General features: G+C 43.0%; 14 protein-coding genes. 10 read left to right on the top strand and 4 right to left on the bottom strand.

Features of this window, described 5'->3' with window-relative positions:
• Positions 1 to 18 precede the first annotated feature (18 nt).
• Both CJD36_RS17220 and CJD36_RS17225 read left to right on the top strand, forming a co-directional pair.
• The gene (locus CJD36_RS17220; protein ID WP_105040443.1) at positions 19 to 540 is read left to right on the top strand and encodes an OmpH family outer membrane protein; all 522 of its coding nucleotides are present in this window, start codon (positions 19 to 21) and stop codon (positions 538 to 540) included.
• A 122-nt stretch (positions 541 to 662) separates the two neighbouring features.
• A complete protein-coding gene (locus CJD36_RS17225; RefSeq protein WP_105040444.1) occupies positions 663 to 1,226 on the top strand; it encodes an OmpH family outer membrane protein in 564 nt (187 codons plus the stop codon).
• 137 nt (positions 1,227 to 1,363) lie between these two features.
• Here the strand turns inward: CJD36_RS17225 and CJD36_RS17230 are convergent, their stop codons facing one another.
• From CJD36_RS17230 to CJD36_RS17240, 3 genes are all read right to left on the bottom strand, one after another.
• Positions 1,364 to 1,744 (bottom strand): LytR/AlgR family response regulator transcription factor, encoded by a 381-nt coding sequence (locus tag CJD36_RS17230; protein WP_133162686.1) that lies wholly within the window; start codon positions 1,742 to 1,744, stop codon positions 1,364 to 1,366.
• 105 nt (positions 1,745 to 1,849) lie between these two features.
• A complete protein-coding gene (locus CJD36_RS17235; RefSeq protein ID WP_105040446.1) occupies positions 1,850 to 2,122 on the bottom strand; it encodes a LytR/AlgR family response regulator transcription factor in 273 nt (90 codons plus the stop codon).
• Positions 2,119 to 3,123 (bottom strand): sensor histidine kinase, encoded by a 1,005-nt coding sequence (locus CJD36_RS17240; RefSeq protein WP_105040447.1) that lies wholly within the window; start codon positions 3,121 to 3,123, stop codon positions 2,119 to 2,121. The genes CJD36_RS17235 and CJD36_RS17240 overlap by 4 nt, the downstream gene beginning before the upstream one ends.
• A gap of 219 nt (positions 3,124 to 3,342) precedes the next feature.
• Between CJD36_RS17240 and CJD36_RS17245 the strand changes: the two genes are divergently transcribed.
• From CJD36_RS17245 to CJD36_RS17260, 4 genes are all read left to right on the top strand, one after another.
• Entirely contained in the window at positions 3,343 to 3,837 is a 495-nt protein-coding gene (locus tag CJD36_RS17245) for a gliding motility lipoprotein GldH (protein ID WP_105040448.1), read from the top strand.
• Positions 3,838 to 3,931: 94 nt separating this feature from the next.
• Complete coding sequence (locus CJD36_RS17250) at positions 3,932 to 4,906, top strand: sensor histidine kinase (protein ID WP_105040449.1); 975 nt, start codon at positions 3,932 to 3,934, stop codon at positions 4,904 to 4,906.
• 141 nt (positions 4,907 to 5,047) lie between these two features.
• Positions 5,048 to 6,571: a 2,3-bisphosphoglycerate-independent phosphoglycerate mutase gene (gene gpmI / locus CJD36_RS17255; RefSeq protein ID WP_105040450.1), complete on the top strand. Its 1,524-nt coding sequence runs from the start codon at positions 5,048 to 5,050 to the stop codon at positions 6,569 to 6,571.
• A 132-nt stretch (positions 6,572 to 6,703) separates the two neighbouring features.
• Positions 6,704 to 7,642, top strand: coding sequence for an IS1595 family transposase (locus CJD36_RS17260; protein ID WP_105040451.1), 939 nt, complete (start codon positions 6,704 to 6,706; stop codon positions 7,640 to 7,642).
• Positions 7,643 to 7,948: 306 nt separating this feature from the next.
• Here the strand turns inward: CJD36_RS17260 and CJD36_RS17265 are convergent, their stop codons facing one another.
• A complete protein-coding gene (locus tag CJD36_RS17265) occupies positions 7,949 to 8,797 on the bottom strand; it encodes a S1 family peptidase (protein ID WP_161499356.1) in 849 nt (282 codons plus the stop codon).
• A gap of 54 nt (positions 8,798 to 8,851) precedes the next feature.
• Between CJD36_RS17265 and CJD36_RS23300 the strand changes: the two genes are divergently transcribed.
• The 4 genes from CJD36_RS23300 to CJD36_RS17280 all read left to right on the top strand — a co-directional run bounded on the left by CJD36_RS23300 (position 8,852) and on the right by CJD36_RS17280 (position 13,701).
• Positions 8,852 to 9,016: a hypothetical protein gene (locus CJD36_RS23300; protein ID WP_161499357.1), complete on the top strand. Its 165-nt coding sequence runs from the start codon at positions 8,852 to 8,854 to the stop codon at positions 9,014 to 9,016.
• Between the two features lie 458 nt (positions 9,017 to 9,474).
• Complete coding sequence (murB, locus tag CJD36_RS17270; RefSeq protein ID WP_105040453.1) at positions 9,475 to 10,476, top strand: UDP-N-acetylmuramate dehydrogenase; 1,002 nt, start codon at positions 9,475 to 9,477, stop codon at positions 10,474 to 10,476.
• 129 nt (positions 10,477 to 10,605) lie between these two features.
• Positions 10,606 to 11,238 (top strand): hypothetical protein, encoded by a 633-nt coding sequence (locus tag CJD36_RS17275; RefSeq protein WP_105040454.1) that lies wholly within the window; start codon positions 10,606 to 10,608, stop codon positions 11,236 to 11,238.
• 69 nt (positions 11,239 to 11,307) lie between these two features.
• Complete coding sequence (locus CJD36_RS17280) at positions 11,308 to 13,701, top strand: NHL domain-containing protein (protein WP_161499358.1); 2,394 nt, start codon at positions 11,308 to 11,310, stop codon at positions 13,699 to 13,701.
• The last annotated feature ends 1 nt before the right edge of the window (position 13,702 follow it).

A 13,702-nucleotide genomic window follows, 5' to 3' on the forward strand; every position in this document is an offset into this window, starting at 1 on the left:
CTTAAAAATTGCGTTATTATGAAGAAAGTACTGTTTAGTGTTTTAATATTGGTAATGACTGCTGGAGCAGCCAATGCCCAGGCTACCAAGTATTGCATCATTGATTCCCGCTATATACTCGAGAAACTGGATGACTATAAAGACGCCCAGACCAAACTCGACAATATTTCCAAGACATGGCAGGAAGAAATTGATGCCAAGATGCTGGAAGTAGATAAGATGTATAAAAGCTATCAGGCCGAACGCCCTATGCTGAGCGACGAGATGAGAAAGAAACGCGAAGATGAAATAGTTGCCAAAGAAAAAGCTGCTAAAGACCTGCAGAAGCAACGTTTCGGCTACGAAGGCGACCTTTTCAAAAAACGCCAGGAATATGTAAAGCCTATACAGGACCGCGTATTTAACGCGGTGCAGAAAATGGCCTCGCAGCGTGCATTCGACCTCGTATTGGATAAAGCAGGTGGTGTAACATTATTTTATGCAGATCCTAAGCTAGATCGTAGTGATGATGTACTTAAGATAATGGGCCTCAATAAATAATGCCCATTGTAGGGTAAAATTAACAAGTTAGTTAGCGGGATTTATTTTGTTATCTTAACGATTGGCATTTACTTTGCAGTCCTAACTCAAATAATCAAAATCAAATAAACAAAAAAATAGTAATGAAAAAATTCCTGATGATCTTCGCCTTCGGTATTATGGCAGGCACAGTTAGCTTTGCTCAGAAAGCGAAACCAGTAACTACTTCAGCAACAACTACAGAATCAAGCGAGCCGCACACAGGCCTTAAGCTGGGTTGGATCGTTTCTCAGGAGCTTCTCGCTTCCATGCCTGAAAAGATCAAGGCCGATTCTGATATCAGCAAGTATGCACGTGCTTTTCAGGATCAGATAGAGTCTATGATGAAAGAATACCAGACGAAGGGTACTATCTTCCAGAGAGACGAAAAGACAATGAGCGAGCCTATTAAGGAAGTTAAGATGAAGGAAATACAAGACCTTCAGAACAGAATAGAAAGCATTCAGCAGAGCGCTAAAGAAAAGGTATCTCAGAAGCAGCAGGATCTTTATCAGCCGATCATTGATAAGGCTGAAAAAGCAATAAGCGCAGTAGCTAAAGAAAGAAACTACGATTACATATTTGATAAAGCAGGTGGTGGACTTTTGTTTGGCCGCGAATCTGATAACATCCTTCCTTTGGTAAAGGCTAAGATGGGCATCAAGTAAAAGTCAAAACTTAAAAATAAAAACTAAAAAGAGCAGCTGGTATATCCGGCTGCTCTTTTTAGTTTTGGCGCGTGTCGATATAACCTTGCAGTAGCTAGATTTGGGACTTCCACTTACGACTTATGACTTACGACTCCCTACTTATTCAGCCATTTCTTAAAGTCTCCTACCCTAGCCCTGCTCACAAAAATGTCATTGTCTTCGCAATGTTTCAATGATATTTTAAGTCGGCCATTAAAGTGGTTATGTATCTTATCTATCGACGACAAAGGCGCAATATACGTGCGGTTGATACGGAAGAAGTTGGCCGGATCCAATGTCTTTTGCAGTTCATCTAATGGATCATCTATCAGGTGCTTCTTGCCATCGATCGTGTACAGCCACACTACCTTATCATCAGCCATAACATACGCCACATCGGCCACAGAAATAATGATCAGCCTGTCACCCAGCTTTACCAGGAACCGCGATTTATAGCTCTCCTTGCCGGTTGTCATTTGCCGTAACAGATCCGCCAACTGCGTGGTTGTGCCTGTTGAGGAAGCACTATTACGAAACTTAGCAAAGGCCGCTTTTAACTCATCAACATCTATAGGTTTCAGCAGGTAATCAATACTGTTGAGTTAAAATGCCTTCAGTGTATACGCATCGTATGCAGTAGTGAAGATAACCGGCGCAGGCGTACTTACCTGCCTGAAAACATCTAATGCCAGCCCATCTGACAGGTGAATATCAGAGAGTATTATATCAGGGACATTGTTGATGCGCAACCACTCAATGGCATCTTTCACACTTTCCAATACGGCCAGCACTTTTGCTCCGGGCTCGGCTATGGCCAACTGTTGTTGCAACCTTGTAGCCGCTGCGGCCTCGTCTTCCAGTATCAGCACATTCATATCAAAGGCAATTTTACAGTAAACATCTTGTTTGTTTCTTCTACCACTACCGGCCTATCACTTACCAGGGCATAGCGTTGCTTAATATTAATGAGTCCTATATTGGTAGACTCCTCTATCTGAGCCCTGCGTTGCAGCGTGTTCTCCATGATCAGGTAGTCATCGTTACTCCTTATTGATACAGTGAGTGGGTTATCAGTAGATATTTCATTGTGCTTTATGGCGTTCTCGGCAAGCATCAGTAAAGACTGGGTGATGATCTGCCTTTGCATTACCGCGTCTGTCACTGCAATATCTATTCGCAGCTTACCTTCAAACCGTTGCTCATTAAGGAACAGGAACGACTGCACTACCTTCAGCTCTGTACCTACGTCTATAGTATTCTCCGTACTGTTCTGCAAAGAATAACGGAACACTTTAGACATCTGCTCCACAAACTTCACCGCCAACTCCGGCTGGGTAGAGATCATCACGGTAAGCGTGTTCAACGAGTTAAACAGAAAATGAGGATTTACCTGACTTTTTAATGCCTCGTATTGACTACGGATCATCTCCTGCTTCATTCTTTCATTATCCTCCTTACTCTTCAGCAGGCTTTGTAAAAATTGTTGTCCGGTGGCCATCAACCCTATGATAAGAGTAAATAACACACTATAAGAGGTAGCCGCAACATATTCGGCTGTGTTAGGCGCATGAAAGTGAAACACGATCACCATAGCATTAAGTGCTATGATCATCATCAATGCACCTTGAACAGCCAATATCAACATGGCAAACAGCAACGTACCAAGAGGGCGTTTTGTATCTGCAAATAGCTTCCTGAGAAGTTTACCAACAGGTATACCTATTAACCACCCCATAAGCGTTAAGGTCAAAACAAAAAATACACTTTGTTTCCAGTCGGCACCTTCTGCATAATTGCGATAGTTGCCGGAAATGTTTACCCCCAAAACAAGTAGAATAGAAACCAGTATAAAGACAAGCGTGTTTTTCCTTTTCATAATATTGTTTTAATAACAGTACAAAACTCGCTGCTACAAGCTACAAAGAAAACGGATATCGGGCGAACGGTTGTTTGTGTAGGGCGAGTTGCACATACCCGCAAACACTATATGCATACGCAAATACATTATATATAACAAAATATTGCAGCTACACCTGCGGCATAATAAACAGACTGCAATAGGTTGTACTTTTGACATCTGAATTTAATCATAAACATGCCACGTAATATAGTATTGCTCCTTTTGTTGTGTTGTGTAATGGGCGGCTGCCTGCCATCGCCGTATTACCAGAAACAGGAATCAATTCCACAGAACCAATGGGCCTATAATTTCAATCCTACCTTCAAATTCGACATTACCGACAGTAGCGCTCACTACCGTCCTTACTTTATCATACAGCATACACAGGCCTATCCTTACAGCAACTTGTGGATGTGGATGTACATTAAAACACCGGGGGCACTCACAATTAAAAAAGAGCGTGTGAACATAGTGCTGGCAGATGCTACCGGCAAATGGAAAGGCCGTGGCATGGGCGCCATTTATGAAGAACGCGTAATGCTGGACCTTGGCGATTCAGTAAAGTTCGACCGCAATGGTACTTACGAGATCATGCTGGAGCAGAACATGCGTATCAACCCATTGCCTGAAGTACTCCATGTAGGTTTCAGACTGGAAATGGTAGGATCAGGTTATTTCAAAAAGATATAATTGGCCAACATCAATAATTGGTTATAATTTAAAAGTTGCATTACACCTCCCTCTACTTTGGAGAGGGTTTGGGGTGAGGCTTAAACACTGGCTTATGCGTTTTTTTTCATCCATCTATGTACTGTTGCTGGCCTACATTGTTACCGCAGTAGTATTCTGGGAAATGAGCCTGCAGAAGCTGAGTGGCCGCATATACGCGCAGCAATTAATAACATTGCAAACCAGTATAGACAGTACCGCACACCCTGCTGAATACAACAAAGAGTTGCAGGAACGGCGGGAAGATCTTACTCGTAGAACCAAACAATACATTGCAGAGGGATCCACATTCATCATCGTCATATTGATTGGTGCCGTAGTCGTCTATTCCTCTTTTAAGAGACGCATAGCCTTGTCTAAGCAGCAGAATAATTTTATGCTGTCCGTTACCCATGAGTTGAAGACACCTATTGCAGCCATAAAACTGAACCTGCAAACAATAGAGAAACACAAACTAAGCGAAGAAAAGAAAGATCAGCTACTTGGCCGCAGCATAAAGGAAGCTAACAGGCTTAACGACCTATGTAACAACATTCTCTTTGCATCGCAGCTGGATGGTGGTATATACAAACACTCCCGTGAAAAGTTCGACTTCTCAGAACTAGCCGAGGATTCAGTTATGGAGTATTCCGGCCGCTATCCTGAGCGATTTGAGGACAACATAGGTAGCGGATGCTATGTAACCGGAGATAAGGTAATGCTGCAGATGGCCATAAACAACCTGCTGGAAAACGCAGTAAAATACACCCCTGCCGGCTCACCGATACGTGTAGAACTGCACAAACGGAATAATGAAATAGTACTGCAGGTAATAGATGAAGGTGCCGGAATACCCGACAGCGAGAAGAAGAAAATATTTGACAAGTTCTACCGTGTAGGCAGCGAAGAAACCCGCAATGCCAAAGGAACGGGACTAGGACTCTACCTCGTATGTAAAGTAGTGACACAAAATAAGGGCGATATCATTATTAAAGACAATCAGCCTACCGGCGCTATTTTTGAGATCACCCTTCCGTTAGATAAAGCCTGACAAACGGACTCGGCTGTCCTACGGCTGGATTGCATACCACGTGTTTTGCGCTCCTAAACAAGTAAAATGACAATGATCATTTTAGGGCACTAGCCGCACCCACCTACAGGCAGGTTATTACTTTTGGCTTATCTTTACAGTATGTCTAAAAAAGTAATGCTCATTATTATGGATGGCTGGGGCCATGGTAAGGTTCCTGCATCAGATGCGATAGCTAATGCTAATGTACCATTTGTAAAATCCCTTTATAGTAAGTACCCCAACACCGAACTCATTACTTGTGGTGAAGCTGTGGGGCTGCCAGACGGACAGATGGGCAACAGTGAAGTAGGCCACCTGAACATAGGTGCCGGCCGCATTGTATATCAGGAGCTACAGCGTATAAATGTAGCCATACGCGAAGGCGAACTGGATCGCAGCCCTGTACTTACCGCAGCTTTCAATGCTGCCAAAGAAGTGGGTAAAACACTTCACTTCATAGGCCTGGTAAGTGATGGCGGAGTTCACTCACACATCACTCACATAAAAGCTTTGTGCACACTCGCACAAAAACACAATATACCCAATGTAGCAGTACATGCTTTTACCGATGGCAGAGATACTGACCCTAAAAGCGGCTTGGGCTTCATTACCGACCTGCATGCCCACATGCAAACTACCGGTGCAAAGCTGGCAACCGTTACCGGCCGCTATTACGCAATGGACCGCGACAAACGTTGGGACAGGGTAAAGCTGGCTTACGATGGCATGGTCCATGCTATCGGCGACCATACACAAGATCCATTGGCTGCTATTCAGGCATCATACAATACAGATATCAGCGATGAATTCATCAAACCAATTATTGCATGCGACACAGCAGGCAATCCTATTGCTACCATAAAGGATGGCGATATAGTTGTTTGCTTCAACTTCCGTACAGATCGTTGCCGCGAGATAACGATGGCACTCACCCAGGAGTCTTACCACGAGCAGAATATGCACCCACTCAACCTCCATTATGTAACAATGACGGAGTACGACAAAAGTTATAAAAACGTGGGAGTTATTTTCGAGAACAAAGACCTCGTAAAAACATTGGGCGAAGTACTGGAAGACAACCACAAATCACAGATACGCATCGCCGAAACAGAGAAATATCCGCACGTTACTTTCTTCTTCTCAGGCGGCCGCGAAAATCCATTTAATGGCGAACGCCGCATTATGGCGCAATCTCCCAGAGATGTGGCTACTTACGACCTGAAACCGGAAATGAGCGCGCACGAGCTCACAGAAAAGATACTGCCTGAGATCAACGCGAAGAGTGCTGACTTCATAGTACTGAACTATGCCAATGCCGACATGGTAGGCCATACCGGTGTATGGAGCGCCGTAACCAAAGCTGTAGAAACAGTAGACAGTTGCGTAGCACAATTAGTGCCTGCTGCACTGGCCAACGGCTATGCGGTATTCCTCACTGCCGACCATGGCAATGCAGACTACCTCATTAACGAAGACGGCACACCAAATACTGCTCACACGCTCAATCCGGTGCCATTCTTTATTATCAGCAATGATTTTACAGGACCTATAAAACCAGGCAAACTGGGCGATCTGGCACCAACCATACTCACCTACATGGGCCTGCCAATACCCAAAGAAATGACAGGAGATGTATTGATATAATAAGACAGCAGTCTGTTGCACCCAACCGTCAGTAGAGACGCAAGATTTTGGTAACTATCGCTAACTTGGGACAAATAAATTTTGTAATGTGAAAATATCGCTTTATCTTTGTCCCATCAAAGCGATAATATTATGTTTGCACAATTCAAAACACTACCACAATTATTTGACTTCTTTAAGGATGAAGCTACTTGTATGGCTTACTGGGAGCAGGTTAGGTGGAATGGCAATCCTACATGCCCACACTGTCAGGCCGAAAATCCATATAAGACTAACAGGGGTTACAAATGCCGCAATGTAGAGTGTCAAAAGAAATTCAGCCTTATTACTGGATCTATATTTGAGAATACCAAAATGCCATTACGTACATGGTTTGGTGCTATGTACCTATGTGCTAACCATAAGAAAGGAATTAGTTCATTGCAACTTAGCAGGGACTTAGGAATACACCAGAAAAGCGCATGGTTCTTATTGCACCGCATACGTGAAACGTTTAAGGAAATAGACCCTGAAACGTTGGGCGGCTCTGGTGTTATGGTTGAAACAGATACTACCATTGTGGGTGGCAAGGTGAAAAATATGTCAAATAAGAAGCGTAAAGCGATCTTAGAGGATAAGAGCAAGCGCAACGATAATAAGACCAACGTTTCAGCATATATAGAGCGTGGAGGTAAGATAAGGTTCGATGTTGTTGATGCAAGCGAGAATGAGCCAGATTTACTTCGTAAGCACGTAGATACTGAATCAGTGTTAATGACCGATACCGCTAACACTTATGTAAAGGTTGGTAAGGAGTTTGCACATCATGGCAGTGTTGACCATAGCAAGAGTGAATATTGCAGAGATAGCGTTTACCATACTAACACAATAGAGGGCGCATTTAGCCACTTTGACCGCATGGTGATAGGTGTGTACCACAACATCAGCCGTAAGCACATGCAAGCCTATTGCAACGAAAGCGCATACAGGTATAACACACGTAAAGCAGAGCAAACAAACAGGTTTGAAAATACAGTAGCTAAGGCTGCGGGTGTGAGGCTGAAATATGTAGCATTAACTGGTAAGGCTTAATTGCCTTACCTTTGTTTTTAAGAATGGAGTGAAAAGACGGGAATCAATTCACGAACCCAATGTAACTTTTGTCTGGCGACATAGCAAAGATAACTATGTTTTTAACCGATAAAAGTTTTTTTATGTTTAAAAGTTTAATTTTAATTTTGGTCTTTAGTTCTAATGTTTATGGGCAGATAACTAAAGGCGACATAGATAAAGTAAATAGGAATATAGATAAAATGTCCAAGCATCTTGTAACTAATAATCTACCTCAACACAATTGGGTAAGAAAAGTAAAAATATGTTCTTCGGTTAAATTACCTATTATTTTAGTGCATCAATTACGTGATTCAGTGAAATACACCCACTGATACCATTTGATGTAGTCTTGAATAATTCGGTGAACCCTGCAAATGTAATATTCGGGTCAACTCCCATTATTTTTAATCCTGCTGCCCCTTTAAATTTACTTGTTAATTCATCCGCAATACCTGCGATAGGGTTAATAATAAAGTCTGCAATACCAATAACTTCATCTTTATCGGGGGTATCCCCTATTTTTATAATTGCCCCTCCTGAATTTCCTGGGTTCATTGTAACATCTAAAAGAGATTCGTGTCGGGGCATGGTCACTACTTTACCATCACTTATTGCAATTGCATTATTCTCGTTTATGTACTTTGTAGAGATTATGCCTTTTGATACAAATTGCTGTTGTATTGCTAACGGATATCCACATGTATAAATATCGTCACCCTCATTTGCTAGGTCGTAAACACCCATCTTTAAAAATGGGTATTTCTTATTTTTAGGGTTTATTATTGCTAATAAGCAAAAATCATAAGCAACGGCAGAAATGTTTAATTTGCTATCAAAAAAAGTAGTTGGGATAGCTACTTCTTCACTATCGCCTTTTGGATAAACGATGTATATTTTTTTAAATGACCGCCTATCTCCAATTTGCACTATTGATGGTTCAATAACATGCCAACATGTGAGCAAAGCCCCGCTTTCATTGACAAAAAATGCAGTCCCTATCGAGCCACTACCTTCTATTACAACTCTAACCGTGCAAGATTTTATTCTTTTTACCCTTTCTTGCCCCAACGATTGTGCATCAGTTTCTTTTGTGCAAGTAAAAATAATAGCGAAAATCATTAAATATTTGAGCATACGCCAAACGTACATAAAAGAGACAACAAAAAATAACTTTCGTAACTTTACTCTATGGCAAAAGAAAAGAAAGAACCAAAGCCAACCCCGAAACAGTATGCCGAGAAGGTGTGCTTAAACGTGGATTTTGAGCAGGCCATGAAGTTGCTTGCAGTTCACGCAAACACAATGGGGACAAAGAAGATAACCTACAATAATAGAAATAGCCCGCCAATATAGTGGGCTATTTTATTTACATTTATGTTGCTAAACTAAAATGTAATATGGAAGAAATTAAAGAATGCTTTATAGCATCTGCAACAACGATACCCGAACTAAACAAAATTATCAACGAATCGATCAATGATGGATATAGACTCAGGGGCGAAGTATCATCAACATATATGCCCAATGTCGGGCTTATTATTATACAAATGATGGTTAGATAAGTGCAATTTCAATTATTGCTTTACTTTAATTGGCAACCCTGTTATTGGGTGCATAACATTTATTTTCTTCTTTTTCATAAACACTTTGATTTTAAAAGTACAAAGTTATGGAAAGTACTTTACATTTTATTCATTATATATTTTTATACTCCCAAGTTAGCGATAGTTACCAAGATTTTGCGTCTCCAAATAACACGAGCCATCTAGATGAATTCTGCACCGTTTGCACAAAACTGACGAAACAAGCACATGCTCATACAACACAACATTCCATTAAAACCTTTCAACACCTTCGGCATCGCTGCCGAAGGTGTTGACTATATTGTTGTTGATGACATAGCCATGCTGGCCGAGATCGGCAATATCCCCCGCGACAAATTCATACTCGGCGGTGGCAGTAACATACTCCTCACTCACGACCCTGAGGGGCTGGTACTGCGCAATAAACTCAAAGGCATAGATCAGATAAAAGAAGATGACACCCATGTATGGCTACATGCTGCATCGGGCGAAGTATGGCATGACCTGGTGATGTACACAGTAGACAAAGGCTGGGGAGGAATTGAGAACCTCTCACTTATACCGGGCACCGTAGGCGCATCACCTATGCAAAATATCGGCGCATACGGAGTAGAAGCAAAGGACACTATTGAAAGCGTCACTTTCTGGCACTGGGAAGAAGAAAGACTACTGACGTATAGTAACGCAGAATGCCACTTCGGTTACCGCGACAGCATCTTTAAACACGAGTGTAAGAACAAAGTATTCATTACATCAGTAGTTTACAAACTGAGCAAGCACCCTATCTTTAATACAAGTTACGGAGCCATAGAGCAGGAACTGCAGCAAATGGGCGCAAAACCCGATGTGCAAACGATCTCACAGGCAGTCATCAACATACGCCGCAGCAAATTACCAGATCCTGCAGTGATTGGCAATGCAGGCAGCTTCTTTAAAAATCCTACTATCCCGTCTGCTCAATTTGAAGCATTAAAATTGGAACATCCGGCTATCCCATCCTATCCCGTCAGCAACACTACAGTTAAAGTACCTGCCGGCTGGCTCATAGAGCAATGCGGCTGGAAGGGCTACCGCAATGGAGACATAGGCGTACATGCCAAACAGGCACTGGTACTGGTCAACTATGGCAATGCACAAGGCGATGCCATCTGGCAACTTTCGGGCGACGTTGTAGATTCAGTAAAACGTAAGTTTGGTATAGAACTGGAGCGGGAAGTGCAGGTGTGGTGAGTATATTAAATAATACTAATTACATCAATAACAGCTTCCGTGCCACAGCCCTGAAAGGGCGACATAACTGTACATGCAAATTTTCCTATAGTCCTAAATTTGTCGTACGTAACGTCCTAACACAATATCATGGTACATAAGGTAGTTTATACTCATGATATGAAGTCTATCTTCTCCACAATTGTCCTCGCTTTTTTATTACCTTCTCTGCTTTTTGCACAAACAAAAAGCAGTCTCCGCAGGCAAGCAAAGAAAATAGCAACGGATATAGAAATGAGCCTGTCTCCCGCCGGTGGCTGTGATACACTTATGGACTTAAACGGTGATGGTTTTAAAGACATAGTTGTAGAATTTTATAGCGGCTGCGGCACCGGCGAAAAGAACGGAACGATAATGGTGATGTACGACACCATGAAAAGACGGTTCGATATTAGCCATCAAGTCAATATCCCCAATGCTCATTTCGATTTTAAAAAGCATACTGTAACAAAGTACTATGTGGCTAATGGTGGAGGTTATGCAATGCTATATAAATGGAAAGGCATAAAGCTAATGCCACTTGAAAAGATAGAAGTTGACGTAGACAGGGAACCGACCCTTAAGTTTAGAATGACAAAGAAAAACATGATCACTGGTAAAACTGTTCATTGGGTATCTGATGCAGTCAGCCTGCCATCTGTCTATCATTATTACAGGTATAGGCATCTGATTCGTAGGTGCAGTGAAAGTGATGATGTAATTGGCAATCCGCCTATTTACTGATCAAACAAAATGCCCCCTCATACAATAAAAGTTAAGATTAGCTGTTATAACTATTCCAAACTTATTAGTATGAAAAGATGGTTCAGTACCTGCCTGGTCATTATTTTATTACTCGGTACAACCTCCCTGTTTGCCCAAAATTACATTGCTACTCTCGCTGGTAATGGCTTGCAATCCTATTCGGGCGATGGCGGGCCGGCAACTAATGCACAACTGAGCGGCGCTTTAGCCGTCAGGGGCGATGCGGTAGGGAATATCTATATCGTAGATGGGTCGAACTACCGGCTTAGGAAAGTGGACGCATCCACAGGAATAATTACCACCATAGCGGGCAACGGGGTGCAGGGTTCCTCCGGCGACGGCGGACCTGCTGTGAATGCTGCAATTACGGGAGGCGCTATTTGCATAGACCACTCCGGAAATATCTATATCACCGACAGTAACCGAATCAGAAAGATTGATGCAACCACAGGCCTTATCAATACTTTTGCAGGAACAGGAATATCCGGCTATAGTGGAGATGGAGGTGCGGCCATTTCGGCCGCGTTCAATAATCTCTGCGGTTTGTTTGCAGACACTGCCGGCAATATATATATCTGCGATGGCGGCAATAATGCAGTTCGTAAAATAGACCATCTCTCAAATATCATAACAACTGTTGCAGGTAATTCTATAGCCAGTTTCTCAGGCGACGGAGGCCCTGCTATATCGGCTGCACTTAATGGCCCCGTAGCAGTATGTCTCGACAACGCAGGCAACATGTATATCGCCGACAACAGCAATCGCAGGGTACGCAAGGTGCCTGCAGCTACAGTTAAGATATCCACCTTTGCAGGAACAGGAGGCTATGGCGTAGGAGCCGGAGATGGCGGCCCCGCTGTCAATGCTGTAATACCCAGCGTATTCGATATATGGGCCGATGGTGCTGGCGCTGTTTTCATTGCAGACTATGTACATACTATCCGGAAAATACAAGGTGGAATCATCAACACAATTGCAGGCAATGCCGGGCAGGGTTACAATGGCGATAGTATTGCCGCTGTCAGCGCGCAATTGCATTATCCCGGTTCTGTATACGCCGATGTGGCCGGCAACATTTTCATAGGCGATAATTGGAATCACCGTATCAGAAAGATAAGCACCTGGGGCACCATCTCAACCTTTGCAGGTGGAGCGCCCATGTCGTTTGCTGGCGATGGTGGGCCATGTGCCGATGCCGAGCTTAATCTGCCAATGAATATCGCAGTAAGCCCGGCCAACGACATCTATGTTTCCGACTACAGCAACAATAGGATAAGGAAAATTAATGCTGCCGGCACTATTACTACAATTGCAGGCGGTGGTTCAGCTGTTTCCGGCTTCGGTGGCGATGGTGGAGCGGCAACTAATGCTACTCTATACCACCCAAGAGGCATAAGTTTAGATGCCGCAGGTAATATCTATTTCGCTGATAGCCGCAATTTCCGCGTAAGAAAAATAGATGCAGCAACAGGCACTATCAGCACCGTGGCAGGCAATGGAAGTTCTATGATATCAGGTGATGGCCTTCCCGCAACTGATGCAGCTATCTGGATGCCTTCAGCAGTATGTGTGGATGAAACGGGCAATTTGTATATAGCAGCAGGGAACACAGTAAGAGCTATATCTGCGGCCACTAGTATAATTTCTACAATTGCGGGTACTGGCGGCATAGGATATTCCGGAGATGGCGGACCTCCTGCATTGGCCACATTCGGAGAGATAGCCGGTATGTGCAGAGATGGCAATGGAGATTTGTACATCTGCGATTCAAGGTTCAATGTGGTAAGAAAAATTTCCTTCGCTACCGGAACAATAAACACCGTTGCTGGTAATGGATATGTATTGACCACAATAGAAATGGGCAACTATTTTTATTCCGGAGGTTACTCAGGCGACGGCGGACCTGCAACCGATGCTAAATTGAATGTGCCGTGGGGTATTTTTGTAGACCCTGCCGAAACATTGTATATAGCTGATGGTAGCAACAATATGATCAGAACAGTTACTGCCGATGGAATTATTCATGCATTTGCCGGCAATACTATTCCGGGTTTCAACGGCGATGGCGGGCTGGCAACTAATGCCCGGCTGAACTGGCCTACAGCTATGTGTATGAAGCAAGGCTCGCTGTTGATAGCAGATTGCGGAAATAACAGAATAAGAAAGATAACCAATCCCACAGCAGTGAACAATGTAGAAACAACAATACATTTTTCAATTGTCCCAAACCCGTCAACAGGTCTGATAACAATAACTACTGATCACAATACCAAATTCAACACCATTGACATCTACAATATTGTCGGACAAAAAATATTTCATTCAGAAGAAATTACTTCTCCTTTAAAGATGGACATCAGCAATGAACCGACAGGAATATATATAGTCTCCGCGAGTTATGGTGGCTCTTCTACTACACAGAAGTTTGTAATTGCGCGATAGA

Origin of the sequence: Flavipsychrobacter stenotrophus, from assembly GCF_002954265.1 — a bacterium.
In the GTDB taxonomy this organism is placed as follows: Bacteria; Bacteroidota; Bacteroidia; order Chitinophagales; family Chitinophagaceae; genus Flavipsychrobacter; species Flavipsychrobacter stenotrophus.

Bases quoted from the DNA above. Each gene is read 5' to 3' on its own strand.
- CJD36_RS17220 (WP_105040443.1), top strand. From the start codon at position 19: ATGAAGAAAGTACTGTTTAGTGTTTTAATATTGGTAATGACTGCTGGA.
- CJD36_RS17225 (WP_105040444.1), top strand. From the start codon at position 663: ATGAAAAAATTCCTGATGATCTTCGCCTTCGGTATTATGGCAGGCACA.
- CJD36_RS17235 (WP_105040446.1), bottom strand. From the start codon at position 2,122: ATGAATGTGCTGATACTGGAAGACGAGGCCGCAGCGGCTACAAGGTTG.
- CJD36_RS17240 (WP_105040447.1), bottom strand. From the start codon at position 3,123: ATGAAAAGGAAAAACACGCTTGTCTTTATACTGGTTTCTATTCTACTT.
- CJD36_RS17245 (WP_105040448.1), top strand. From the start codon at position 3,343: ATGCCACGTAATATAGTATTGCTCCTTTTGTTGTGTTGTGTAATGGGC.
- CJD36_RS17250 (WP_105040449.1), top strand. From the start codon at position 3,932: ATGCGTTTTTTTTCATCCATCTATGTACTGTTGCTGGCCTACATTGTT.
- gpmI (WP_105040450.1), top strand. From the start codon at position 5,048: ATGTCTAAAAAAGTAATGCTCATTATTATGGATGGCTGGGGCCATGGT.
- CJD36_RS17260 (WP_105040451.1), top strand. From the start codon at position 6,704: ATGTTTGCACAATTCAAAACACTACCACAATTATTTGACTTCTTTAAG.
- CJD36_RS17265 (WP_161499356.1), bottom strand. From the start codon at position 8,797: ATGCTCAAATATTTAATGATTTTCGCTATTATTTTTACTTGCACAAAA.
- CJD36_RS23300 (WP_161499357.1), top strand. From the start codon at position 8,852: ATGGCAAAAGAAAAGAAAGAACCAAAGCCAACCCCGAAACAGTATGCC.
- murB (WP_105040453.1), top strand. From the start codon at position 9,475: ATGCTCATACAACACAACATTCCATTAAAACCTTTCAACACCTTCGGC.
- CJD36_RS17275 (WP_105040454.1), top strand. From the start codon at position 10,606: ATGGTACATAAGGTAGTTTATACTCATGATATGAAGTCTATCTTCTCC.
- CJD36_RS17280 (WP_161499358.1), top strand. From the start codon at position 11,308: ATGAAAAGATGGTTCAGTACCTGCCTGGTCATTATTTTATTACTCGGT.